This window comes from Ignavibacteria bacterium (genome assembly GCA_025612375.1).
Taxonomy (GTDB): Bacteria; Bacteroidota; Ignavibacteria; order Ignavibacteriales; family SURF-24; genus JAAXKN01.
Map to the genome: position 1 here is coordinate 64810 of JAAXKN010000010.1, position 25881 is coordinate 90690.

The following is a 25881-nucleotide window of genomic DNA, read 5'->3' on the forward strand; positions in this document are numbered from 1 at the left end:
TTCTCAGGATGTAAAGATGCATGACTTTTTTGAGGCCATGCATCTTTATATTCAAACTGTCCGTTTTTGAGTTCATCCCTTAAATCCTGCCGCTGAACTTTTACTCCCTTATTCTTCTGTCCTCCTGCTTCCGGCTTTAATCGGGTGACTCGATTTTGTTCTTTGAACTTTGTACCTTAACATTTGAATTTTAAGGAATTTTAATGGAAACTGCACTCATTACAGGCGCTTCAGAGGGAATCGGATATGAAATGGCAAAGATCATGGCCCGCAATAATTTCAACCTTGTTGTTACAGCCAGGCGCGGGGAAGTACTCAGGGAGCTGAAAAAAGAGCTCGAGGCTTCATATGGCGTCAGCGTCAGGGTAATACCGGCGGACCTTTCAGAAATGGAATCCGTAAAAAAAATCTGTTATGAGTTAAAAAAGGATAACATCGATATAGATATACTGATTAATAATGCGGGCTTTGGCGATTACGGCTTCTTTGTTGAATCGGACTGGGATAAAAGCTATAAGATGATTGAACTGAACATTGCGGCCCTTAGCTATCTTACGCACATTTTCGGACGTGAAATGGCCGTGCGGGGCAAAGGACGCATACTGAACGTGGCTTCTACGGCAGCTTTTCAGCCGGGGCCTTTAATGGCAGTTTACTACGCCACCAAAGCATACGTCCTTTCATTTTCAGAAGCGCTTGCAAATGAACTTAAGGATAAGGGGATTACTGTGACGGCCCTCTGCCCGGGCCCGACAACATCCGGTTTCCAGAGGCGGGCAAGCCTGAAAAACGTGCGCCTGTTTGAAAAAAGCCGCTCAGCTTCTTCAGAGGAAGTTGCTCTGTACGGCTTCAGGGCGATGATGAAGGGTAAGGTGATTGCAATCCACGGACTCTTAAACAGAATTGTTGCCAACAGCGTCCGCTTCTTCCCCAGGCACCTCATCAGAGCCTCGGTCAGGTTCATCCAGGAAACCACAAAAGAGGAAATGTAAAAAGAGGAATTCTTAAAACCAGGAAACCTTAAAACAGGAATATTAACACAGGACTTTAGATGCTCAAATTGCCCACTTACCTGCGAGTTTTTAAGAAGCAGACCGTATCACTTTTAATTGTGCTTATAGTGATCTCGGAAATTCTTTATCTTTCACTCTACTTAAACTTAAGTCAGCCGATAATTGTATATACATCTGTTGCAGTCTTAAATTCACTTATTTTTATCGTAATCTGTTTTGTGCTGCTGAAAAATGAGAGCAGTACGCGCCTGGCCTATACGCTTATTGCCGTCGGGATACTGTTCCGCCTTACAGCGCTTTTCTACCCCCCTACGGCCTCAGACGACATTAACCGCTACATCTGGGACGGCAAGGTGCAGGCCAATGGCATCAATCCTTACAGGTATGCTCCGGCTGATTCGAGCCTGAATTTCCTTCACTCTGAGAACCTCCCGTCAAAGGTAAATTTTCCCAGGATGAAGTCCATTTATCCGCCCGTTGCGCAGGTTATTTTCTTTGCCTCATATAAGCTCTTTGGTGAAAGCTACCTGGGATACAAACTCTTTTTATTTATTTTTGAGATACTGTCCATAATACTTGTTCTTGTTCTCCTGAGGCAATTAAGGCGACCGGAATCATTCGTGGGCCTTTATGCCTTGTGCCCGCTGCCCGTAATGCAGTTTATGATAGACGGCCACGTGGACGCCCTCGGCATCCCTTTTCTTATACTGTCAATAATTTTATTCTTCAGGCGCAAGAAATTCTGGTTCTTCCTGGTGCTGGGTCTTTCAATTTCAACCAAGCTTATTGCAGGAATGATACTTCCCTACACCGCTTATGAGCTGGAACGCAAATGGATAAAGAAGCTTCTGGCCTGCATTATTGTGCTGCTGTTTTTTGCGCTTACATATGTGCCTTATCTAACAGGAGGCGTATTCCCGTTTGAGGCCCTTATGACTTTTAGTACCAACTGGACCTTTAACGGATCGGCCTTCAGTGTGTTTTTTGACATACTGGGCGATAACCAGAAAGCACGGCTTGTTTCGGCAGCCCTGTTTATTGTTGCAGGCGTCTACATCTTCTTCAGGCATGAGGGTGTAATGGAAAAGATGTACATGATATTCTTCGCATTTTTCCTCCTCTCCCCTACGGTTCATCCCTGGTATCTGACGTGGCTGGCAGTGCTGCTTCCTTTAAGCTTCAGGTGGAGCGGGGTTTTGTTTGTAGCGCTTGTGAGCCTGGCTAATTACGTTGTATCAGGCTACATATTAAAGGGTGTGTGGCAAATGCCGGTCTTCATTCTGCTTGCAGAATATATGCCGGTTTACATTATGCTGGTATGGGAATTCTTAAGGGGCAGAAGATTTACTTCAAAGTGGCATTTTCATCAAACTCACTGACTTCAACAAGGTCGCATTCGCCGGGTGCAATTATCGAGAGATCTTCTTCATTGGAGGCGGGCTGAGGCTTGCGGATTTTTACAATCTGCAGGACTAAAAATGTAACTATTACAAATGCAGTAATCATAATCAGCTCGGTGCTCATATCAGACATTCCTCATATAAATATATTGTCAGGTTTCTCTACCCCGAACATATAAAACGGTAAAGGCTTTGTCAAGAGCAATTAAACAGAATAAAACAAAAAATGGTGTGATTTAAGGCAAGTGAAAGCCCCGGGGCAAAAAATGTGAGCCCCGGGACTATAACAAAATTACTTATTACCTGTTTGAAATATCCTTTGCAAGCTTACCAACAATGAGCCTTGAGGGATACTTTGCTGAGTGGTAGATCCTTTCATTGGCTTTCTGGAAGTCGGAATCCTTAGCCTCATAAATATTTACGAACTTCTGAGGGTTCCTGTCCGACAAGGGGAACCATGAGCTCTGGATCTGAACCATTATCTTATGCCCTTTCTTAAAAGAGTGGTTTATATCCTGAAGAGTGAAACTGACTTTTGTAACCTTGTTTGGCACCATGGCCTCAGGCTTTTCAAAGCTGTTTCTGTAGCGTGCGCGCATTATTTCTCCGCGCACCATCATTTCGTAGCCCCCCATTTTAACGCTGCACGGCTCAGATTCATTGTCCGGCGCGTCATCCGGGAAAACATCTATGAGTTTAACCACATAATCTGCATCTGTGCCCGAAGTTGAAACGTAAAGTTCTGCCGTTATAGGCCCCGAGAGTGTAATGTCCTCCTTAAGAATCTCGCCTGTATATGCAAGAACGTCACTGCGCCTTTCAGCAAACCTCTGGTCTTCAACCATATATTCGCGGGGCATATTAGTTGATATTTTGCTGGTAAAAGGAACAGGGGCATTAGGGTCGCTTATGTATTCATCATATGAAGTACCCTTATTTTGAGGAGGATTAAAGGAGAGTCCTTTGCCGGACTGAATGTAAAGCGAAGTTTCCACTGCGCTTTTCGGAGGCCACTGCTCATAGGTCTTCCACGTGTTCGAGCCTGTTTCAAAAACAGTTGCCTCATTAGGCGTAAAAGTCCCCTTAGACTTCAGGTAAAAGTTAAAGAACGGGAGCTCAATTTCCTTAAGGAAGTAAGGGCCCGTCTTCTCCTTAAACTGCACGCTTCCAAGATGATCCCCATCCGAGCGCTCCCAGCCTCCATGGTACCAGGGTCCCATAACAAGTGAGTTTTCAATTCCGGGGTTATTTTTTTCAGCCGACTTATATACGTTTAATGCCCCGTAGAGGTCCTCGGCATCAAACCAACCTCCCACGGTGAGAATTGCGGGCTTAAGATTTATAAGGTGTGGAAGAAGGCTCCTTTCCTGCCAGAACCGGTCGTAATCAGGATGCTTAACGATGTCATTCCAGAACCTGATATCATTCTTGTAATAGTACTTATTGATATTTGAAAGAGAGCCCATATCTAGGAAAAACTTATAGCCGTCTGGTGTTTCAATTTTGTAGTCAGGAAATGTCCACTTTGTAGTCAGTTCAGGGCGCGGCTTACCGAAAACGCCCAGGAATCCGAACATGTGTGAAAGCCAGAGTGTACCGTGGCGGTGGAAGTCGTCGTCAATAAACCAGTCCGCAACCGGAGCCTGGGGTGAGACGGCTTTCAGGGCCGGGTGGCCGTCAATTGCAGCCATTGCGGCATAAAAGCCGGGGTATGAAATTCCCCATATGCCGGCCCGTCCGTTATTATGCCTGACGTTCTTCAAAAGCCAGTCAATTGTCTCGTATGTGTCGCGGCTTTCATCAAGAGAATCCGGGCTTTCCCTGTTCGGTCTTATGTCTTCATATTCCCCTTCAGACATAAAGCGCCCGCGCACGTCCTGGTATACAAAAATGTAGCCTTCTTCAGTAAACTCTTTCGAAGGCCCCAGGTGCTCCGGAAAAGAGTTTTCGCCATAAGGCCCCACACTGTATGGCGTGCGGTTTAAGAGGAACGGATAGTCCTGCGAAGTATCCTTCGGGACATAAACAGCTGTAAAAAGCCTCACGCCATCCCTCATCGGGATGCGGTATTCATATTTTGTGTAATGTTCTGCCACATAGAGCGAATCCCCGCTTTCGGCACACAAAATGCCTGAGACAGAAAAGATAATAAGAAAAAGAGCAATTACCTTGTTTTTCATTTGAAGCTTCTCCAAAGCATTACATTCTATACTGAATTAATTTAACACTACGATCAAGATAATATTTTTTTCGATTATTTACCTCCGGGTCTCACAAAGAACACTTTTTTATGCTTCATTTTCTTTTTCCCTTTTGCTTTTTCTTATTACTTTGTACTTTTTCTTTTATACTTTGAAATTTTGAGCTTCATGAGCATACAATATCAAATACTTGGGCTTCCCGGCCGAGACAATGCCATGTTTGTCTGGGTCAACAGCGGTACAAATTTTCAGCGCCTGCTCTTCGACTGCGGCGAGGGTCTTTTAAGACAGATCAGGCAGCCTGATATTAAAGCCATAGACCACCTTTTCCTCTCTCATACGCACATAGACCATATTGCGGGCTTCGATTACTTCTTCAGACGCAACTACGACCGCGAAGGTACGCCGGTTTACGTCTGGGGGCCTGAGAAGACCTCAGAGATTATACACCACAGGCTCCTCGGTTTTATCTGGAACCTCATCGGCGGAGCTCCCGGCAAGTGGTACGTTACGGATATAGGAGAGAAAGAAATGGCTTCTTTCAGCTTTAAGACTTCTGAAGGCTTTGAGTTAAAGCACCCTGAAGGGACTATGGACTTTAACGGAATAGTTCTTGAGACACCGGGATTTGTTGTTAAGGCTGCACTTTTGAACCACATAATTCCAAGTGTTGCTTACAGTGTTGAGGAAAAAGAATCGCTTAACATCAGTAAGGACAGACTTCAAGGTTCAGGATTTCCTCAGGGCCCTTGGCTTGAGAAGCTGAAGGACTTTTCACTGGATGAAAATGAGGTGATTACACTTGAAGGAAAAGATTATGCTCTAAAGGACCTGAGGAAAGAGTTGTTAATCCGGACTCCCGGCGAGAAAATAGCATATCTTACAGACTTTATCTATGATGAAGTCTCAAGGCAAAGAGCACTTTCACTTATCAGCAATTGCGATACTGTTGTCTGCGAAAGCCAGTATTCTTATCACGATGAAGATCTGGCAAAGAAAAATTATCATATGACAACCCATCAGACGGCTTCACTTGCAAAAGAGGCAAATGCAAAGAAGCTAATCTTATTCCATATTTCAGAACGCTACTCAAGGGAAGAGGACTACCCCATTTTACTCGAAGAAGCCCGGCAGATATTCCCCCAGACTTACTTTCCGGAAGAGTGGGATATTATGGAGTAACCGCCTGTTTGATCACCCTGCATTTTGTTTTAAAAAACATTATCTTTGGAGGAATTTTTCCAACTCAATTAAGCTGTTAAGAGTAATTTATGCGCGCAGTACTTGTATTTGTATTTATATTCTTATTTACTCAACCTGGCTTTTGCCAAAAGAACTATTTTTATACAGGAAAAGACTACGGCAGTGAAGCTCTTTTTAATCCTTTTACTCTCATTATAAACGGCGGCTATGACATTACACAGCTGCAGCTGGTTCCCAATACCCTTACCAGCCACCTTTACGGCAGGATGACTAAGAATGTGGTGCAAAATCTGTTCGTGCATCCTTTTCAGACTATTGATAAGTATGGCTGGAAACTTTTCCTCAGGACGGAATTTCTGCCTTTAAGTTTTAAAAAGGAAGAGCTGCAGTGGATACCGAACTACCAGCAGCACCTGATCGGCGGCGGAATGCTCTATACGGCAATGAAAGAATGGTACGAGCTTCACAACGTCCCAGTTCCATGGCTTATGTCTTCAATAACCATCATGGGGCAGCACTTTCTTAATGAGGTCATGGAAACAGGGCCTTATGAGGGCTACAGCGTTGATGAGATTTCGGATATTTACATTTTTGACTTAGGCGGAATTTTACTCTTCAGCTTTGATCCCATAAATGAATTCTTCAGCAAGACGCTTAACCTTTCCGACTGGTCGCTTCAGGCATCGGTTGCCCTTCCCGATTGGCGAGTTAATGCGGGGCAGTATTTTTCAATAAAATGGAAATTCCCGTTCTCAGAAGACTATTCCCTTTTCTACCGTTACGGTATGGGGGCTCTCTTCGGAATCTCAAAGAAAGTTAACCCGGAAGACAATCTTTCAGTCGGATTAGGCTTTAAGTCAAAACACCTTGTTGACGCCAGTAAAGAGATCCGTCAAAGGACAATTGAAACCTCCTGGCACGCAGGAGTATTCTACGACAGGAATAATTCCCTTCTGGCTTCACTTGTACTAAGCGGTGTAAAAGAATATTTCTGTATGATAGATATTTACCCGGGGATAATCAAATACCGGAATTTCTCGCCCGGCATATGGTCTGTTATAGGAAGAAACGGAGAATTTACATTCGGATTTTCAACGAGATATGTTTTTAGTTTAGGATATGAACTGAAAAATCTGTAGTATTTACTTACGATGAATAAAAAGAAATAGCGCTCAGCAGTCTTTTGCATCATTTTGCATCGGCCTGGAGAGCGCTACCAATCAGATAGGGAGGTGTTCAATAATATTTTAATTTTATATTTTCTTATAAACAAACCGTTTGCACACAATCAGATATTTTGTGCCTGAAGTCACCTTTTCTAACACCTGTGTAGATTGAAGCTTCCCTTCCTGAGTCTCACTTTTCCATTTTTACTTTTTTCCTTTCTCCCATTTCCTTTATATATTTCTACATTCGAAGTTTGATTTTATTTTAAGGAGATACAGATGAAAGCCCGTTCAATTACTATGCATCTGGCCATGCTGATGAGCTTGCTTGTAAGCCTCAGCCCATTTAATATTTTTGCACAATTTGAGGAGCCTGGTATGCTGAAAGAAAAGATACGGCAGTATGCCCCGTTTGAAATTAGATTCGATTCGAAACTGCTGAATGATAATGAGAAGATCTGCGTTGAAAAGCTCTTTGAGGCATCCCGCATAATAGACAGCATCTTCCTTAAGCAGGTCTATAGCAAAAACACGGAGATTAAAAAGCTTCTTGAGAGTGATCCCTCGGAAAAAGCAAAGCTTACGCTCGAGTACTTTAATCTCAATATGGGTCCTTTTGACCGGCTGGACCACAACAAGCCTTTCTACGGCAGTGAGGAAAAGCCGCTTGGGGCTAATTTCTATCCTGCCGATATGACAAAGGAGGAGTTTCAGGACTGGATAACGAAACATCCTGAAGACAAAGATAAATTCACCTCCGAGTTCACAATAATACGCCGCGAGGGCCAAGACCTAGTTGCTGTCCCATATACCGAAGCTTACAAACAGGATCTTACGCGCGCAGCAACTTTACTTAAAGAGGCCTCAACGTACACCGGTAACGCATCGCTTAAAAAATACCTGGAACTGAGAGCCAAGGCATTTGAGACCAACGACTACTATGAAAGCGATATGGCGTGGATGGACCTTAAGGATAACACAATTGAATTTATTATAGGCCCATATGAGGTCTATGAAGACGAGCTTTTTAACTACAAGGCGTCCTATGAAAGCTTTCTTACAATAAAAGATCCGGTTGAAAGTGAAAAGCTGGCAAAGTTCGGGAGCTACTTAAAAGCAATTGAAGAAAACCTTCCGCTCGAGGAAAAGTACAGGAATTCAAGCCGCGGACTTGAATCCCCTATCGTCGTTGTTCAGGAAGTCTATTCTGCAGGTGACACGAGAGCCGGGGTTCAGACACTGGCATTCAACCTGCCGAATGATGAAAGAGTCCGTGCAGCCAAAGGCTCAAAGAAGGTAATGCTCAAGAATGTACACGAAGCCAAATTTGAAAAGCTCTTAATTCCTATTGCACAGATAGTGCTTGACCCATCGCAGATGAAATACGTTACTTTCGACGGGTTTTTCAGCCATACGCTCATGCACGAGATGTCGCACGGCGTAGGCCCCGGTTTTATTACCGTTAAGGGAGAGAAAACCGAGGTAAAGAAAGAACTTAAGGAAACCTACTCCAAGCTTGAAGAGTGCAAGGCCGACGTACTTGGGATGTACAACAATATTTTCATGATTGAAAAAGGTGTTTACCCCAAAGAATTCGCAAATGAAACATACGTTACATTCCTTGCCGGCATTTTCCGCTCGGTACGTTTTGGCGTTAATGAAGCCCACGGCGCAGGAAATGCAATTATTTATAATTATCTGCTTGAAAATGGCGGATATGAATTCGATAGTAATACTGAAAAAGTGAAAGTAAATCTTGAAAAGATCTACCCTGCACTTAAGAGCCTTGCAGAGAAGATTCTTACTATTCAGGCAACCGGAGACTATGAGGCCTCAAAAGCCCTTATTGCCAGGTATGCAGTTAATTCACCCACAATGGACAAACTGCGTTCCAAGCTTCAGTCGCTTCCGGTAGACATCAGGCCTGTGTTTCAGATTGAAGAGCACATGAAATAGTGCCTTCTATTTCAGAGTAAATGTCAGTCAAATTCTGTTTTATTATCAGGCGCACTATTCTTAATTCCCGGGTGTGCCTGTTTTTTTGTTCAATTTATCAAATCAGGAAGCCATGCAAAAAAGATATCTGTTTAATTTACTCATTATCCTGAGTCTAATTCTTACGGCCTGTTCATCCTCCAGAGTTGAAAAGGAAACTAAAAAAGAAGAAAAGACCGCCCCTGTTAAAACAATTAAAACCAATATAAGGGACTTTCTGGCTGAAATGCGGAAAACCCGGCAGCCGATATCACTCCCCTATGGAGCAAGGGTTGATACCGTAATCAGCGATTCCGTCAGGAAAAACGTTACAGTAGTTTTTAATAAGACTTTGGAAGAAACCCCCTTCCGAACCGATAATGTAAAAGCCTTCAGCAATGCCCTGAAGGAGGCTGCGGGAAGCATCTATAAGAATTATACATTTACAGTAAAAAGCGGCGACAAAACGCTTGAAGACCTGATCCCGAACTTTTACAGGGAAAAAGGCAATTACGATCAGTCGAGGCTGGCAAAGCAAACCGTGCGCCCATTGCCTGTAGTTCAGAACACAAGCAGGCCTTATGCAATTGAATCGGGGCTTAACGACAGGAACATTGTCCTCTGGCAGAGCCACGGCTGGTATTATAACAATACTCTGGACAGGTGGGAATGGCAGCGCCCGAGGCTTTTCGAGAGCGTGGAAGACAAGGTTCCACTTTCATTTACAATACCGTACCTGATCCCGATGCTGGAAAATGCGGGTGCAAATGTCTTTGTCCCGAGAGAAAGAGATATTCAGACAAACGAGGTTGTAGTCGATAATGACACAAAGGCAAGCAAAAAGTACTATACTGAGACAGCCCGGGGCAAAAAGCTCAAATGGGCTACATCCGGAACTCCGGGATTTGCATATGGAAATCCCCCTTACCCGGAAAACTTCAACCCCTTCCTGCAGGGTACTTCACGTTACGTGGCCGTGGACACGGCTTTGACGGCCGAAGCAAGCTGGATTCCGGAGGTTCCGGAAGAAGGATACTACGGCGTTTACATTTCATATATGGGCTCAAAGGATAATGCCCAGGACGCCCTTTATTCCGTCTATCACTCGGGCATAAGAACAGATTTCCATGTAAACCAGAAAATAGGCGGAGGCACATGGATTTATCTGGGCAAATTCAAGTTTGAAAAGGGCTTTAACCCGAACACCAACAAGGTAACACTTGTAAATCAGTCACACGATAAAACGGCAAAATTCGTTTCTGCCGACGCGGTCCGCTTTGGCGGAGGCATGGGAATAGTAAGCCGTAACGGCAGGACCTCGGGCCGCCCAAAATATCTTGAAGGAAGCCGCTACTGGCTGCAGTACGCAGGAATGCCGGACACACTGGTCTACAGCCTGAATAAAAATAAAAACGATTATAACGACGACTATCAGAGCCGCGGCGAATATGCTAATTACTTAAAAGGCGCTCCCTTCGGACCCAACAGGAACAGGAATGAAAAAGGCCTGGGTATTCCAATCGACCTTTCAATGGCTTTCCATACAGATGCCGGCATTACAACAAATGACACAACCATAGGCACACTTACAATCTACAGCACAGAAGCCGCAGATGAACGCACCGTATTTGCCGACGGGGTCTCACGCATGGCAAACCGCGATCTGGCGGACATCATACAGACACAGGTAGTTCAGGATTTAAGGGCCAAGGAAGACCCGGCATGGAACCGCAGGCAGATTAAGGACTCACAGTACAGCGAATCCTACAGGCCGAACATGCCTTCAGTACTCATTGAGCTCCTTTCACACCAGAATCTTCTGGACATGAAATATTTCCTCGACCCGAGGTTCCGCTTTGACGTGGCAAGAGCTATGTATAAGGGAATGCTGAAATTCCTTGCTACACAGTATAACAGGCCGTATACCGTTCAGCCGCTTCCTGTAGACCATTTTCAGGCTTTGCTGGACAATCAGGGTAACGCGGTCTTAAAATGGCACGGTGTAACGGACACTCTTGAAACAACTGCAAAACCGGACCACTACATTGTTTATACAAGAATGGACGGAGGCGACTTTGATAACGGTCAGGTTACTAAAGATGCGCAGTTTGTTATTGAAGGCCTCAAGGCAGGCGTTATTTACAGCTTTAAGATTGCAGCAGTTAATGATGGAGGCGAAAGCTTCCCTTCTGAAATTCTTTCAGTATGCCGCATGAACAACAGCAAGGCGCCTGTACTCATTGTAAACGGGTTCGACAGAATAAGCGGCCCTGCAACAATTGAAACACCGGGATTTGCAGGCTTTGCCAATTTCATCGATGCCGGGGTTCCGGATAAGTACGACATCAGCTTCAGCGGTACGCAGTACGACTTTACTCCTTCTTCACAGTTTATTTCAAATGATGCCCCGGGTCACGGTGCTAGCCATGCCGACTATGAAACAAAGGTAATTGCAGGCAATTCATTTGACTACCCTTACGTACACGGCAAATCAATCCGCGAGGCCGGATATTCATTTTCCTCGGCAAGCAACGAAGCCGTATGGGATAACGAAGTAAATATGAACAGTTACAAATTTACAGATCTTATTCTGGGCGAGGAAAAAGAAACACCGTGGCAGAAGGCGGTAGTGGATTCCTTAAGAGGCAGACAGTTTAAGACTTTCCCACCTGCACTCCAGAAAGCCGTAACAGAATACCTCAAGGCAGGAGGCAGCATGTTTATCTCGGGCTCATATATTGGAAGTGATCTTTGCCTGAACAAAGCAAAAGACGATCCCGATGTTCTGTTTGCAAAAAAAGTGCTAAAATTCACGCTGGATACAGATCATGCCTCACATAATGGTGAAGTTTTTACGTCTCCTTCTTCAGTTGTTTCACTTCCTGAAAACTTCACGTTTAACACTGAACTAAGCTCTACAATGTATGCCGTTGAGGCTCCGGACGCCTTAAGCGCTGCAGGAGGCTCGGAAACCGTACTGCGCTACTGGGAGAACAGCTTCCCTGCCGGACTGGCTTACAAGAAGGAGTACAGGCTTGTGCTTTTCGGATTTCCATTCGAATCGGTTAAAAATGAAAATGAAAGAAACAGCATCATGTCTGGAATCTTAAATTACCTCGGTTCAAAATAACTGATTTCTATTGGGGCGCGCGGCGTCGCGCCCTGATGAAAAATGAAATTTAAATATACTGAAATGAAATAATATCTTGAAAAAAAGCGTTTTTTAGATTAACTTTGTAGTCTCAAAGCCGAAGTGGCGAAATTGGTAGACGCGCTGGACTCAAAATCCAGTCTGGCTCACCCCAGGTGCCGGTTCGAGTCCGGCCTTCGGTACTTTAAGGGCTGTCTTTAAAAAGGCGGCCCTTTTATGTTTTAAAGCGTAGCGACACATTCTTCTCAGACTCTCAGGAAGAGGATTTTCACAGGCGGCCTGGGAGTTGACTACGTGCCTCAGAATTTTGCCATACAGATCTTCTTCGTCTTTTAAGTAAGTCTATTACTTTCCAGGGCTGCAGAAGATTGCAGCCCTGAAACATATTCCTTCCGGCTGTTTTATGCAACCCTCCATTTCCCTTTTTCCCGGCCTCAAATTATATTACATATTTATAAAAGCCGGAGATAAAAAAATGAGGACAATAAAAGAAATCCATAATGCAGAATACTCTCTCGTTGGGGATCTAATAACCTATTCTCCCCTTCCGTCGGACACAGTAGATATGATAGATCCTTTTCTTCTTCTTAACCATCACGGGCCGCAGACCTACAAGGCAAATAACCGCGGAATGCCCTTCGGGCCTCATCCGCACCGGGGTATGGAAACTGTTACATTTATTCTTGAGGGCGATATACTCCACAAAGACAGCCACGGGCACGAAAGCATAATTAAGGCCGGGGGAATCCAGTGGATGACTGCGGGCCGGGGGCTCATTCATGCGGAGGTGTCCTCCGACGAGTTCAAGCGCGAGGGAGGAAAACTTGAGATACTTCAGCTGTGGATAAACCTTCCGTCCAAAAATAAAATGACAGAGCCTAAGTATTATGGTTTCCAGAAAGATGAAATACCTTCTGTAAAGACAGATGAGGGAAAAGTAAGGATTAACGTGATTTCAGGATCGTGGGGTGACACAAATGGGGTACATAATCCGATTACCCCTATATCACTGTATACAATAGAATTTCAGTCCGGAGGGGAACTAAAGGCCAGAGTGCCTAAGGATGAAAACATATTTTTATACATCGTACGGGGCGCACTTAAGATTAACAGCCAGGACACCGAAGAAAAGCAGCTCATTGAATTTAATAATGACTCTGAGGAAATACGCATGACAGCTGTTACCGGAAGCTGCATAATTTTCGGTCATGCAAGGCCAATTAGCGAGCCCGTTGTTGCCCACGGCCCATTTGTAATGAACACAATGGAAGAGATACGCCAGGCGTACGATGACTACCAATCGGGAAAGTTCGGTGTATTCAAATAAAAAAAGGCTGCCTTCGTGACGGGCAGCCTTTATATGTTTCATTTGTTTTTTTAGAGTAAGGGTCTGTAGCTCTGGAGTGTCTTCATGTAGTTGGCACGCTCGAAAGCCGCAGGTTCTTTAACTGCTTTCTGGCTCATGCTTCCCTTCATCTGTTCGACTGAAGAATATTCCTTCTCTTCCATCCAGCGCTTCATACCATCGAGCATTTGAGTAATTCTTGCAGGTCCGTGCCTTAAGAGCTCTGAACATACCATGGTTACGTCTCCGCCTGCCATCATAACCTTAATTACGTCTTCATAATCGTGCACGCCGCTTGTAGCTGCCATAGAGGCCTTGATCTTTCCGTAAAGGATTGAAATCCACCTTAAGGGCAGCCTCAGCTCCCATGGAGAACTGAGTGAAAGGTTCGGCACCACTTCCAGATTATCCAGGTCGAAATCGGGCTGATAGAAGCGGTTGAACATTACAAGCGCGTCTGCACCCGCATTGTCCAGCTTTTGGGCCACATTGGCCATTGAAGAAAAATAGGGACTTAACTTAACTGCAACCGGAATTTTAACATTTTCTTTTACGGCTTGAAGATTGTTCAAATACATCTGTTCAATCTGCGAGCCCGGGAGAACAGGATCTGTAGGAATGTAATAAACATTCAGTTCAAGCGCGTCTGCGCCCGCTTCCTCAATGTTTTTTGCATATTTCATCCATCCGCCAACGCTGACGCCGTTAAGGCTTCCGATTATTGGGATGTCAACAGCAGCTTTCAGCTTCTGGATGTGGCTGCAGTATTCCTCAGGTCCGAGCTTAAAGGATGATTGTGCCGGGAAATAACTTAAAGCCTCGGCGTGAGTATCACTTGCCTGTGTCAGGAAAAAATCCAGGGCTTTTTCTTCATATGAGATCTGTTCTTCAAATAAGGAATAAACGACAACTGCGCTTGCGCCTGCATCCTCGAGAGCTTTAACGCTATTTACTGATTCCGAAAGAGGAGAAGCTGAAGGGACAATCGGGTTTTTTAGTTTTAACCCCATGTAGGTAGTTGTTAAGTCCATCTTAATCTCGTTTTTAATTTTACAATATCGTTGTTATGTCTATAGTTTACATCATAGCTTCGGGAAATGCAAGCTTTTTCGCCTGCATTTCCCAAAAACTATTATCATAATTCAATCAGTCTTACCAAAGCCTTCTTAATTAAGCTTTAGTTTCAGCTTTAACTTCAGGCTTGGCTTCGCCGTTGCCTGTTGAAGAGGCCAGCTGTTCGTAGTATCTCCACTTCTTTTCAACTTCGGCCTGAGCAAGAGCAAGAAGTCTCTTTGACTCTTCCGGATTTGATTTCTTGAGCATTGTGTATCTGGTCTCTTTGTAAGCATACTCTTCAACCTTGATCTTCGGAGCCTTGGAATCGATCTTAAGAGGATTCTTTCCTTCGGCTGCCAGCTCTGGGTTGTATCTGAAGAGCGGCCAGTGACCCGATTCAACAGCAGCTTTCTGGCTGTCGAGGCCTTTTGCCATATCGATACCGTGAGCGATACAGTGGCTGTAGGCAATGATCAGCGAAGGACCATCGTAAGCTTCAGCTTCCTGGAAGGCTCTGATTGTCTGCAGGTCATTTGCACCCATTGCAACCTTTGCAACATAAACGTTGCCATAGCTCATAGCCATCAGTGCCAGGTCTTTCTTTGCTGTCGGCTTTCCGCCTGCGGCAAACTTGGCAACTGCACCAAGAGAGGTTGATTTGGACATCTGTCCGCCTGTATTTGAATAAACTTCTGTATCAAGAACAAGCACGTTTACGTTCTTGCCGCTGGCAAGCACGTGATCAAGACCGCCGTAACCGATGTCATAAGCCCATCCGTCACCGCCCATGATCCAAACGGATTTCTTAACCAGATAGTCAGCCAGTGACAAGAGGTCTTCAGCCTCAGGAGTTTTGATTGACTTCAAAACTTCCTTCAGTTTTGCAACTCTTTCTCTCTGGTCGTAAATGCCTGTTTCATCTTTCTGATCGGCATTCAGTAGTGCATCGGCAAATTCATTTCCGATCTGTTCTTTCAGTCTTACAACGAGTTCCGTGGCATACTGTGTATGTTTGTCAACTGCCAGTTTCATACCAAGACCGAATTCAGCGTTGTCCTCAAAGAGTGAGTTGGCCCATGCGGGACCGCGTCCTTCTTTGTTCTTTGCCCACGGAGTTGTAGGCAGGTTACCGCCGTAGATTGAAGAACAGCCTGTAGCGTTGGCAACAACCATTCTGTCGCCAAAGAGCTGTGAGGTCAGCTTTACATACGGGGTTTCGCCGCAGCCTGTGCAGGCGCCCGAGAACTCAAAGAGAGGCTGTAAGAGCTGGCATCCCTTAACTGTATTTAAGGCAGCTTTTCTTCTGTCAAATTCAGGCAGGTTAACAAAGAATTCCCAGTTCTTGCTTTCTGTTTCTCTTAACGGAAGCTGGTCGGCCATGTTGAGAGCCTTCAGCTTTACTTCTGTCTTGTTCTTTACAGGGCAGACTTCATAGCAGAGCTGGCATCCTGTACAGTCTTCAACTGAAACCTGGATGGTGTAAGCTGAGTTTGCGGGATATTCTTTTCCCTTGGCTTCCATGTGCTTGAATGTTGCAGGAGCATCCTTAAGGAGTTCTGCATCATAAACCTTGGTTCTGATTGCAGCATGCGGGCAGACCATAGCGCACTTGCCGCACTGAATACAGATTGATTCGTCCCAAACAGGAACGTCAAGAGCAATATTTCTCTTTTCCCACTGGGTTGTGCCGGTCGGGAATGTTCCGTCAACTGGCATTTCGCTAACCTTAATCTCGTCGCCGTTTCCTTCCATGATCTTTGCAAGAACCGTCTTTACATAGTCAGGAGCTTTTTCGGAAACTGTCGGCGGAAGTGCGATCTGGCTTTCTGCCTGGGCAGGAACATCAATCTTGTAAAGGTGAGCCAGTGTCTGGTCAACGGCTTCAAAGTTCTTCTTTACAATCTCATCACCCTTCTTGCCGTAAGTCTTCTTGATTGACTTTTTGATCTGCTCGATAGCTTCATCTTTTGGAAGAACGCCTGAAATGGCGAAGAAGCATGTCTGCATGATAGTGTTGATTCTGGTACCCATACCGGTTTTCTTGGCAACGTCGTAACCGTCAATTACGTAGAAGTTCAGCTTCTTGGCAATTATCTGTTCCTGAACTGTCTTAGGCAGTTTGCTCCATACGGTTTCTTTTGAATATGGGCTGTTTAAGAGAAGTGTGCCATTGGGCTCGATGTTCTTAAGAATGTCAAATTTCTCGAGGAAATTGAACTGGTGAACGCCGATAAAGGTAGCTTTCTGAACGAGGTAGCTTGATTTGATCGGCTTTTTACCAAATCTCAGGTGAGAAACTGTTGTTGAACCTGATTTCTTTGAATCGTATACGAAATAGCCCTGTGCATAGTTGTCTGTTTCTTCACCAATGATCTTAATGGTGTTCTTGTTTGCGCCAACTGTACCATCGGCACCCAGGCCGTAGAAGAGTGCGCGGTGAACTTCCTTACCTTCTGTGGTGAAGGAGGGATCGAATTCAAGGCTTGTGAATGTAACGTCATCGTTGATGCCAACGGTGAAGTGGTTCTTTGGACTGTCTTTCTTCAGTTCGTCGTAAACTGCCTTAACCATTGCCGGTGTGAATTCCTTTGAAGAAAGTCCGTATCTGCCGCCAACGATCTTGGGGCTTTTTGCAAACGGTGCATTTTCTGAAGCCATGGCTTCAGCAACTGCAGTTACTACGTCCTGATATAAAGGTTCGCCAATGCTGCCCGGTTCTTTTGTTCTGTCGAGAACTGCAATCTTTTCAACTGTTTTCGGAAGTGCCGCCAGGAAGTTTTTGACTGAGAAAGGTCTGAAAAGTCTGACTTTCAGGACACCGATCTTTTCCTCGCCCTTTGAAGAAAGGTATTCAACTGTTTCTTCAACAGCTTCGGCGCCTGAACCCATAATAACAATTACTCTTGTTGCATCTGCTGCACCGTAGTAATCGAAGAGGTTGTACTGTCTGCCTGTCAGTGAAGCAAATTTATCCATTGCTTTCTGAACGAATTCGGGGCAGGCATCATAAAACTTGTTGACTGTTTCCCTTCCCTGGAAGTAAACGTCAGGGTTCTGGGCTGTACCTCTTAAGACCGGGCGGTCAGGTGTAAGGCCTCTTGATCTGTGAGCCTTTACCATGTTATCGTCTATCATTGCCCTGAGGTCTTCAACAGCAAGCTGTTCAATTTTCATAACTTCGTGTGAAGTCCTGAAACCGTCGAAGAAGTGTACAAAAGGAATTCTTGATTCAAGAGAAGCCTTTTGTGATATAAGGGCAAAATCCATTACTTCCTGAACTGAGTTAGAAGCCAGCATTGCAAATCCGGTCTGGCGTGTAGCCATAACGTCACTGTGGTCGCCAAAAATGGAAAGAGCGGCTGCTGCAAGTGAACGGGCTGTAACATGGAATACCGTTGGGGTTAATTCCCCTGCAATCTTGTACATATTGGGAATCATTAAAAGCAATCCCTGTGAAGCGGTAAAAGTAGTCGTCAGAGCGCCGTTCTGCAGTGCTCCGTGGACTGCACCGGAAGCTCCGCCTTCACTCTGCATTTCAGTTACTGAAGGAACTGAGCCCCATATGTTTTTCTTTCCCTTTGCTGACCATTCATCCGAATGTTCACCCATCGGTGAGGAGGGAGTAATCGGATAAATTGCAATAACTTCATTGACTTGATGCGCCACATAGGCTGCGGCTTCATTTCCGTCAATGGTTACCTTTTTTCTTTCCATTTATTTAACTCCAAAATATTTTAAATAATACATAAAATCCTAATTAGGAAAGCGTAGACGATTCCCCATTTGCCCTTTTTTATATCAAAAATTAAGCCATTCCCCTTCTACTTTGACAAATGTTGAAAAACAGCCTGCTTTGCCGCTTTTAATTCTCAGTTCTTATCAATAATATCTTTTATGTGAAAAAACGGCATAAATAAATCTTAAAAATAGTAATTAATGAGGCTGAAATGTTTAAAAATTCTATAATCTGATAATTCATCCTATTATCTCTATCCCATGAAATCCTTCTGTCTTGATTTATATTCCGGAGGGCTATATTATTCATTATAACCACTATTGGAGAAGTAATGCCGAGAAGAGAAATACCCCGCGAAAACTGGATGAGTTTTTTTACTGATTTTAACAAAAGCCACAAAGAACAGATAGTTAAAATTGAAATTACAGATGATGAGGACTACAGGGTGGACTATGCTGAAAGCCTCCCCTTCCAGGGCTTGGAAATCACTTCTGTAGACGAGGAAAACACATCCGTAACCGTCTCAGCAGGAGCATCTTCTTCCTTTACCCATGTAATTGACAATGCCAGGAGCGTAATAATTGAGGAACATGAGGATCATTCCCCAAAAGCACTGCAGGTTAAATCCTCTCTCGGAAGGAGTGCTATTGTAAGGTTTCATCCTGTAAGCCCTGATGAGAATGTACGCTGAGGCTCCCAGTTTATAAATAAATTACCGGAATTTTATGAAGGATGTTATAGAAAGCAGGAAATATGATGCTCCAACACCTGCAAATGAAACTGAATCGGGATTCAGGAAAATTTTTAAGAAATTAGGGCCGGGACTTATAACGGGAGCTTCCGATGACGACCCAAGCGGAATTGCCACCTATAGCCAGATTGGCGCGCACTTCGGCTTCAGCATGCTCTGGACAATACTTCTTTCCTATCCTCTTATGGGCGCCATTCAGGAGATCAGTGCACGCATTGGACGCGTTACGGGCCGCGGCATTGCGGGCAATATCAGAAAGTATTACTCCAGATGGCTCGCCTTTCTAATTGTGGGACTCATGGTAACGGCAAACATTATAAACATTGGAGCCGATATTGCTGCCATGGGAAGCTCTCTTAAGCTCTTAATCGGGGGGCCGGCACTCCTTTATTCAGCCGTTTTCTCTCTTATTTCAATATACCTGCAGATTTTTATCCCCTACTCAAAATATGTACGCTATCTGAAATGGCTTACAATGTCACTTTTTGCTTACATAATTACTGTAATGATAGTAAAAGTGCCATGGGGCACCACAATTTTTAATACCTTTATACCCAACTTCTCACTTAATCCGGTTTACCTTACTTCTTTAATTGCGGTTCTGGGCACTACAATAAGCCCTTATCTTTTTTTCTGGCAGGCAAGCCAGGAGGTGGAAGAAATTAAAACAAAAGATGAGGATGAGGCCCTGAAGAAAGCTCCCGAGCAGGCCCAGGGGCAGATAAAGAGGATAAAAATTGACACCTACATTGGCATGGCGTTCTCAAACCTGGTTTCTTATTTCATAATTCTTGCCTCAGCCGTAACACTCCATTTAAAGCATGTAACTGAAATCAATACGGCTGCCGATGCAGCCGCGGCCCTTAAGCCTCTTGCCGGTGAATTTTCATTCCTCCTTTTCAGCGCGGGAATAATCGGAACGGGACTTCTGGCCATTCCGGTTTTAGCCGGAAGTGCGGCTTATGCCGTCGGTGAGGCTTTCCGCTGGAAGATCGGCCTGGAGCAAAAGCCCAGGAGGGCAAGGAACTTTTATTCCGTACTGGCCCTTTCTATCATCCTTGGCCTTGCAATCGATTTCACCCCGATTAACCCTATAAAAGCTCTTTTCTGGGCTGCCGTGATAAATGGAATAACAGCGGGCCCTGTAATGATAATGCTGATGCTGATGTCGGCAAACAAGAAGGTCATGGGGGACTTTACAATTTCAAGAGGGCTTAAGGTGATGGGATGGCTTTCCACGCTTGTAATGATCCTGGCTTCGGTGGGATTATTCCTTACATGAACCCGGCCTTATTTGTTACGGACCGGGTTTTCCAGTACAAGATTTGTCTTCAGGAAACCCGGTTTATTCCACTCAAGAGTAACACTATTTTGAATTTGCACTCTTAAGATTCATTACCGGGGTAAAATTACCATTGCACATGTATTTCTTTGGAGTAATTCCCACGTATATTTTTGTTGAATGAAGCGACCTGATAATAGTAAGTAACTCCGGAATGTACCTGGAACCGGTCAAAATAAGTTGTGGTCTTTGCCGGCACCTGGGCAATTTTCACTAAATCCCCTATTATTCCCTTTCTGCTGAATATCCTGAATCCATCTTCTTTCAGGCTGTTGGATTTCCAGGAAAGCATTATACCGGAATCCGCCATAACAGTTGCCGTAAGGGAGCTGGGAGCCTGGGGTTCGTATATGCTTGAAAAAGGATCATTTAAATTGTTGTAAACAACCCCGTTGTCATCGGTACAGCTTAAGCCAGCAAAGGCAAGAGCCAGTATCCCAAGGGATAAAAGAAATTTAATTTTCATACTGCTTTTTAATAATGTTAAAAATGTAAATTTACTCCCATTTCGATATTTTCCAGGCTGCCGTACTTCTCCAGCCCCTCATAAGGAAGTATCGTTCTCTTGATATAAAACCGCTGTTCTTTTGAATGAAAGATCAGCGCATCTAAAATCGTAAGACCATATGCAGCACCTAAGGCTGCGATGGATATAGAGACCTTGTTCTTTGCTGTTGTCAGATCACTGGATGCTCTTGTTAATTTTTCCCTTGCTAAAAATGCACCAGCTTCAGTTTCTGCAAGACTATATTCCAGTGTGGCCAGGTCAAGATCAGTTTTCTTCCTGTTTTTAGCGTCATTTGCCAAACAGACAAGGTAGCCCATTCCGGCTGTGCTTAAGAATTCAAGTGATCCTTTAAGGTAGCTTCCATCCAGAAACTGTCCCAGACCAGGCAACACTGCAGATAGTAATGCAGCCTTTACCGAATAGCCCTCCAGCGGGGCAGTCACTTCACTCTCGACTCTGGGTGCAATGTATATACGCTCCTGAATTGATCTGTCTATGGCAGGACTAAATACCCTTAGATCGTGCTCACCAGCCGGCAGCTTTAGTTTTGACACTCTGTCCGGGCTCATTTTTACATTGTCAATAAAGACCTCAGCACCTGAAGGCGGAACATTCAAACTAAGGAAACCGAAATTTGGTATAAGTAAGAGCTTGAGTGCTGCATTATCTCCCGGCCTCAAAGTTAAATTCATGGATAAATCCTCATAGCCGTCGAGGGAAACTCTCAGGCGATGTTTACCTGAGGAAAGCAGGAAATCATTTACCGGGGACTTGCCTGTATATGAGCTGTCAATAAAGATACTCGCATTGGCTGGAACTGTAGTAAGCTTAAACTTTGGAACTGCGTATAACGAATCGTCTATTGTCCTGGTCTGTGCTCCACGAATCTCTACGGAATTGAAGGAGGATTCAAATCCATCCTTAAGAAGGTTAAGCGAGTATTTACCAGCCGGAAGTACAAGTTTCAAAGGGGTAACTCCCCTAAGAGAACCGTCGATAAAAACTCTGGCTTCAGCAGGGCGGCTTTTTATCGTAATACTGCCAAGCGTTGAATCAATAACTGTGGATGAAACATTCTGTGAATCCTGCGGCAAAGCCCTGCTTTGGAAAAGGAGCAGGAGTAAGAATACAGAAAAAAAGCGGTTTAACATTACTCTTCCTGTTAAATATTATTGAGTAAAATTTTCGGCAAAAGTGACTGTGAAAATAAAAATTCCATACGAAAGTTACAATTAGTTTTTGGGCACTTCCAGAAAGATGCATTTGCAGAATGAGGCATTTACAGACTAATGACCCGGGTCTTTTGCAGGAATACTTTTTTTATTCAGCCAGTAATTCCTAAGAAGTATAACGCCTGTTATTACGATAATAAGTACAATTGAAGAAATTATTATATGACGATGAATGGCTTCCATAACCTTCTGCCACTTTTCACCGAAGAAATATCCAATGGAGATAAAGGTGGAGGCCCAGATAAATCCCCCCGCATAAGTGTAGAGGGCGAATTCCGGATAATTCATTTTTGTTGATCCGGCAAGAAGAGATATTACGTGCCTTACGCCGGGAATGAAATACCCGAATAACAGTGCCCACTTCCCTATCTTCTTAAACCACACATGAGCCTTCTCCAGGCGCTCCTTTGTTATATGTATGTAGTGCCCGTATTTTTCTAAGAACACCTTTCCGAAGCCCCGCCCGATAAAGTAGCTGATGGTGATCCCTGTTATACTTCCTAGAAAACCTGAGAAGAATACCGGAATAAGTGAAAGCTCCCCCTTAAATGCCAGAAAACCCGAGAGTGCAAGAAGGGTTTCATCCGGAACAGGAACTCCTACAATTCCCAGCATTAAGAGCACGTAAATGCCTCCATACCCGTAATGCTGGATCCAGTAGTTTATGGTTTCCATAAAATATTTATTTTAGTAAGATGAGGCGCATGCTGTCTAAAAGTGCACCGTTTACATCTACATTCATATTATCATCATATTCGCTGAATTTCAATGTCAGAATATGCCTGCCCTTTGACAACTCCGCTTTCAGTGAGTTTGTAAAGCCCCAGTCAGTCCAAAGATTGTCCCCCCTCTGCGGCATAACTACAGCACCCATAGTCCTGCCGTCAACAACAAGAGTCCTTATGGCACATTTGTTTTCCGTATTAATGGGGCCGTTTCCATTGGCATACCTGAAATCTATGCTGTAGAGTCCGGCTTCAGGCAAATCAACCTCAAAGCTGACTTCCCTGTTTTTACTTTTATCCAGCACCAGATAACCCGTGCCCGTAAAGCCTGAGTACTTACTCCCCTCCCTATCTGCTGTATTATCCACTGCCTGACTTTCTTCTGCCTGGAAAGTATATATTTCCCCTTCAGGTGAAATGGTAATTGTAACCGGGGCGCTAAGAAATGATTCAAGTCCGTTTTTGTCGACAGCCTTTACCTGATATTCCATATAAGGATCGTTTGGTTTTACCTCAAACTCTGTCTTATCAGTATTAAATGCCTCACTCCCGTTTTTACAGACTACATACCGGATAGCCCCACCAGTCCTGTTCCAGCTTAATTTTGTATCTTCATATTTAACCGCCGGAATCTCAGGCGCAAAGGCTACATCCTGCATGTTTACTTTCCCACCTTCAGGCAAACTGTTATTCATGAATATTTCAAGTCTATGACTACCGCTTAAAGAAGCCGGAATTGCTGCCTCAGAATAAGGCCTTCCGTCAAGCCTTACAGAGGCGATCTTATTGCCATAGCCTTCAACTGAAACCTCAAGAGCTGCACTGCGGTACTTAAGATTTTTGAGTGTTCTTTGGCCTTCATATTCTTTGGGTATAAAAGGCATGAATACGAGTGAATCGGCAGTAAAGCGCATCCCATAGATCACTCTATAGGTCAAAGCAAGGTTGCCTGAAAGACTCCAGAGCTGGCGGTCGGAATTTATTTCCGTCCCCAGGAAGTCCCCCGTTTGGGCTACAAGGTTTTCCTTGTTTGTAAGGAAAAGTGCCGCAGGCCTGTATACAGACGCCATTGCGCCTAAGACTGACTGATTGTTCCCCGTTTTGGCCGAGGCCCATGCCCAGAACGACTCGACAAAAGGCCACACGGAATTGTTATGATAAGGCGGCATGTCAGGTATTTCCGGATAAATGCACGGAAGGCCGAAGGGTGTAACCGGTACATTCTGAATGATTTTTTTCTGCCTTTGGGGAGTGCCTGCGCCATCAAAGATCACGCTTAAAGCCTCACCCAGGGCTTCACTTTTTGGAGACAGGCTTAAATAGTTCCTTCCATAGAGGTACTGCCCGTAGTAGCCTTTATCCTCCATCCAGAGATACCTGTTTATTCCATCTTTTATTCCTGCAGCAGTACTATCATATTTTTCTGTTGCTTCACCAAGGAGCTTTGCCATTTCAGAAAGGATGCGGTAGGTCTCGTAATGGACCATATTTGTGCCGAGGTTTTTCGATTTATAAATATCTTTGGGATCCATCCACCTTGGATATGTCTGCTCGCGCCAGTCGAGAAAAGAAGATTCCCCCATAAAAAGTCCTGTTGAGGTGTCGAGCACATTTTCAAGGTCGGCCCCGGCAGACTTCTTTATTATTTCGAAAGAAGTTTTAAGCCACTGTTTATCCCCTGTAGTCTTATAGACTTCCCAGGCTGCAAGGGCCCATGTCATCCTGTCCGATGAGACCGGCCAGGCTCCTCCGGTTCCTGTATCCTGAATAATAATTCCGTTTTTAACTTTTGCCATAAGGCTCGTCTTTGAGGCATCGGGGTTAACAATTGCCATTGAGAGCAGAATGCTGTAGCTGATGTCGCGTGTCCAGACACCGGTCCACTGTGCGCCTGCCATAAAAGCCCCGTCTTCTCTTACGTCCTCAAGCATCTCCTCCATTGCCTTGTTATAAAGTGCGTCGATTAAAATGTCGGGCGACTCATAGGAAGGAAATCGTGAAATGTCCTTTGAAAGCTTCCACGATTTAACGGCACTTTTTTCTTCAGAAGAATATTCTTTTGGAAAATGTATTGTAACTTCATAGATCCCGTCGCCATCCGGATCCTTCAGGCTCATTTCCGGATGATCCGGAAGTGCCGGGAAATTCCAGTTGAGAGGTTCGTTTGCTCCTGCAACGTAAACTGCCTTAAAGCTTTCAGCCGGAAGCTTTGCCTTGTCGTATGTCTCAAAATATCCTTTTTTCTTAAAGTCACTTAAAACTTCCCTCATATCCAGGCGTATTACAAGATCCTTGTCTTCATCCAGGTAAGGGTTCAAAGGATCAATCTTACTCCTTTTTTCAAGTTTATCGTGTGTAATTCCTGTATCAGGCTTGCCGAACGAAAAGTAGGCCGTATCTTTCCGGACCCCAGGGATTAAAATGAAGTGGTGATCCTGCCCCGGGGCCCTTTCATTATCCGGGCCGTTGATACTGAACTTCATTACAACTGTTCTCTGGGTTTTCTTCCTGAAGCTGCTTTTGTAATCGGAGATCAGTTCATTCCTCGTTTTAGCCAGTGCAGTAAATCCGTTCTGCACCACCCTGTCGGAATAAACGCTGTACGTATCCGACTTATATAATTGCCTTTGCGCCGGAACAGAGGTAAATAAAAAAAGTATGATAAAACTGGAAAGTAACGGCCTATAGAGTAACCGCATTTAATTCCCCGGGAAATTTCAGGATCTTAATTTTTTTTCCTGCAATTTAGTGATATTAGTGGAATCAGTCACTAAAAATTTGGAGGCTGCCTTTTTGAGCGGGTTCACTTGCCCCGTGTTGCTGCCGTATCGGTTACCGAGGGATTTCCTGAGGTGGCGGGCATCTTTCTTACGGCTACCGGCTGAGAGACAAAGTAAATTATTATTGCGACCAGAATTATGCACGAAACTATTACGGTAATCCACACCCACAGGCGCGACCTGCTCTGGTTCATATTCATTGCACTCATATAATCTTCCCGATTATTCTTACTTAAAGCTGTTAAATTCAATATACCATTCCCTTTTACTATTTCAATCCAACAATTTGTATTCAGGA

General features: G+C 44.4%; 18 protein-coding genes and 1 tRNA gene. 10 read left to right on the top strand and 9 right to left on the bottom strand.

Features of this window, described 5'->3' with window-relative positions; all coding sequences use genetic code 11:
* Positions 1–203 precede the first annotated feature (203 nt).
* Positions 204–992, top strand: a complete 789-nt coding sequence (locus tag HF312_08940; GenBank protein ID MCU7520327.1) for an SDR family oxidoreductase — start codon at positions 204–206, stop codon at positions 990–992.
* A 59-nt stretch (positions 993–1051) separates the two neighbouring features.
* Positions 1052–2392, top strand: coding sequence for a hypothetical protein (locus tag HF312_08945; GenBank protein ID MCU7520328.1), 1341 nt, complete (start codon positions 1052–1054; stop codon positions 2390–2392).
* Here the strand turns inward: HF312_08945 and HF312_08950 are convergent.
* Positions 2358–2537, bottom strand: coding sequence for a hypothetical protein (locus HF312_08950; protein MCU7520329.1), 180 nt, complete (start codon positions 2535–2537; stop codon positions 2358–2360). The two genes, HF312_08945 and HF312_08950, sit on opposite strands and share 35 nt — an antisense overlap.
* Before the next feature lie 175 nt (positions 2538–2712).
* The gene (locus HF312_08955; GenBank protein ID MCU7520330.1) at positions 2713–4593 is read right to left on the bottom strand and encodes a CocE/NonD family hydrolase; all 1881 of its coding nucleotides are present in this window, start codon (positions 4591–4593) and stop codon (positions 2713–2715) included.
* 189 nt (positions 4594–4782) lie between these two features.
* Here HF312_08955 and HF312_08960 point away from each other — a divergent pair, with 189 nt between their 5' ends.
* From HF312_08960 to HF312_08985, 6 genes are all read left to right on the top strand, one after another.
* Complete coding sequence (locus HF312_08960; protein MCU7520331.1) at positions 4783–5796, top strand: MBL fold metallo-hydrolase; 1014 nt, start codon at positions 4783–4785, stop codon at positions 5794–5796.
* Positions 5797–5885: 89 nt separating this feature from the next.
* Complete coding sequence (locus HF312_08965) at positions 5886–6956, top strand: hypothetical protein (GenBank protein MCU7520332.1); 1071 nt, start codon at positions 5886–5888, stop codon at positions 6954–6956.
* 327 nt (positions 6957–7283) lie between these two features.
* Complete coding sequence (locus HF312_08970) at positions 7284–8939, top strand: peptidase (GenBank protein MCU7520333.1); 1656 nt, start codon at positions 7284–7286, stop codon at positions 8937–8939.
* 112 nt (positions 8940–9051) lie between these two features.
* Positions 9052–12087: a xanthan lyase gene (locus tag HF312_08975; GenBank protein ID MCU7520334.1), complete on the top strand. Its 3036-nt coding sequence runs from the start codon at positions 9052–9054 to the stop codon at positions 12085–12087.
* Between the two features lie 117 nt (positions 12088–12204).
* Positions 12205–12290: transfer RNA gene (locus HF312_08980), tRNA-Leu, on the top strand.
* 293 nt (positions 12291–12583) lie between these two features.
* Complete coding sequence (locus HF312_08985; protein ID MCU7520335.1) at positions 12584–13435, top strand: pirin family protein; 852 nt, start codon at positions 12584–12586, stop codon at positions 13433–13435.
* 50 nt (positions 13436–13485) lie between these two features.
* Here the strand turns inward: HF312_08985 and HF312_08990 are convergent, their stop codons facing one another.
* Complete coding sequence (locus tag HF312_08990; GenBank protein MCU7520336.1) at positions 13486–14484, bottom strand: dihydroorotate dehydrogenase-like protein; 999 nt, start codon at positions 14482–14484, stop codon at positions 13486–13488.
* A gap of 139 nt (positions 14485–14623) precedes the next feature.
* Positions 14624–18223 (bottom strand): pyruvate:ferredoxin (flavodoxin) oxidoreductase, encoded by a 3600-nt coding sequence (gene nifJ, locus HF312_08995; protein MCU7520337.1) that lies wholly within the window; start codon positions 18221–18223, stop codon positions 14624–14626.
* Between the two features lie 353 nt (positions 18224–18576).
* Between nifJ and HF312_09000 the strand changes: the two genes are divergently transcribed.
* Positions 18577–18936, top strand: a complete 360-nt coding sequence (locus HF312_09000; protein ID MCU7520338.1) for a DUF5335 family protein — start codon at positions 18577–18579, stop codon at positions 18934–18936.
* Positions 18937–18970: 34 nt separating this feature from the next.
* Positions 18971–20278, top strand: a complete 1308-nt coding sequence (locus HF312_09005; GenBank protein MCU7520339.1) for an Nramp family divalent metal transporter — start codon at positions 18971–18973, stop codon at positions 20276–20278.
* Positions 20279–20405: 127 nt separating this feature from the next.
* Here HF312_09005 and HF312_09010 read toward each other — a convergent pair whose 3' ends face one another.
* The 5 genes from HF312_09010 to HF312_09030 all read right to left on the bottom strand — a co-directional run bounded on the left by HF312_09010 (position 20406) and on the right by HF312_09030 (position 25792).
* A complete protein-coding gene (locus tag HF312_09010) occupies positions 20406–20804 on the bottom strand; it encodes a fibronectin type III domain-containing protein (protein MCU7520340.1) in 399 nt (132 codons plus the stop codon).
* 17 nt (positions 20805–20821) lie between these two features.
* Positions 20822–21997, bottom strand: a complete 1176-nt coding sequence (locus tag HF312_09015) for a PEGA domain-containing protein (GenBank protein MCU7520341.1) — start codon at positions 21995–21997, stop codon at positions 20822–20824.
* A 135-nt stretch (positions 21998–22132) separates the two neighbouring features.
* Positions 22133–22753, bottom strand: coding sequence for a DedA family protein (locus tag HF312_09020; GenBank protein ID MCU7520342.1), 621 nt, complete (start codon positions 22751–22753; stop codon positions 22133–22135).
* Positions 22754–22760: 7 nt separating this feature from the next.
* A complete protein-coding gene (locus tag HF312_09025; GenBank protein MCU7520343.1) occupies positions 22761–25502 on the bottom strand; it encodes a glycogen debranching protein in 2742 nt (913 codons plus the stop codon).
* 104 nt (positions 25503–25606) lie between these two features.
* The gene (locus HF312_09030) at positions 25607–25792 is read right to left on the bottom strand and encodes a hypothetical protein (protein ID MCU7520344.1); all 186 of its coding nucleotides are present in this window, start codon (positions 25790–25792) and stop codon (positions 25607–25609) included.
* Positions 25793–25881: the final 89 nt, after the last annotated feature.

Coding starts and splice junctions, on each gene's coding strand:
- HF312_08945 (MCU7520328.1), top strand. CDS start 1,052: ATGCTCAAATTGCCCACTTACCTGCGAGTTTTTAAGAAGCAGACCGTA.
- HF312_09005 (MCU7520339.1), top strand. CDS start 18,971: ATGAAGGATGTTATAGAAAGCAGGAAATATGATGCTCCAACACCTGCA.
- HF312_09015 (MCU7520341.1), bottom strand. CDS start 21,997: ATGTTAAACCGCTTTTTTTCTGTATTCTTACTCCTGCTCCTTTTCCAA.
- HF312_08955 (MCU7520330.1), bottom strand. CDS start 4,593: ATGAAAAACAAGGTAATTGCTCTTTTTCTTATTATCTTTTCTGTCTCA.
- HF312_08970 (MCU7520333.1), top strand. CDS start 7,284: ATGCATCTGGCCATGCTGATGAGCTTGCTTGTAAGCCTCAGCCCATTT.
- HF312_08940 (MCU7520327.1), top strand. CDS start 204: ATGGAAACTGCACTCATTACAGGCGCTTCAGAGGGAATCGGATATGAA.
- HF312_08985 (MCU7520335.1), top strand. CDS start 12,584: ATGAGGACAATAAAAGAAATCCATAATGCAGAATACTCTCTCGTTGGG.
- HF312_08960 (MCU7520331.1), top strand. CDS start 4,783: ATGAGCATACAATATCAAATACTTGGGCTTCCCGGCCGAGACAATGCC.
- HF312_08990 (MCU7520336.1), bottom strand. CDS start 14,484: ATGGACTTAACAACTACCTACATGGGGTTAAAACTAAAAAACCCGATT.
- HF312_08975 (MCU7520334.1), top strand. CDS start 9,052: ATGCAAAAAAGATATCTGTTTAATTTACTCATTATCCTGAGTCTAATT.
- HF312_09000 (MCU7520338.1), top strand. CDS start 18,577: ATGCCGAGAAGAGAAATACCCCGCGAAAACTGGATGAGTTTTTTTACT.
- HF312_09020 (MCU7520342.1), bottom strand. CDS start 22,753: ATGGAAACCATAAACTACTGGATCCAGCATTACGGGTATGGAGGCATT.
- HF312_08950 (MCU7520329.1), bottom strand. CDS start 2,537: ATGAGCACCGAGCTGATTATGATTACTGCATTTGTAATAGTTACATTT.
- HF312_09010 (MCU7520340.1), bottom strand. CDS start 20,804: ATGAAAATTAAATTTCTTTTATCCCTTGGGATACTGGCTCTTGCCTTT.
- HF312_09030 (MCU7520344.1), bottom strand. CDS start 25,792: ATGAGTGCAATGAATATGAACCAGAGCAGGTCGCGCCTGTGGGTGTGG.
- nifJ (MCU7520337.1), bottom strand. CDS start 18,223: ATGGAAAGAAAAAAGGTAACCATTGACGGAAATGAAGCCGCAGCCTAT.
- HF312_09025 (MCU7520343.1), bottom strand. CDS start 25,502: ATGCGGTTACTCTATAGGCCGTTACTTTCCAGTTTTATCATACTTTTT.
- HF312_08965 (MCU7520332.1), top strand. CDS start 5,886: ATGCGCGCAGTACTTGTATTTGTATTTATATTCTTATTTACTCAACCT.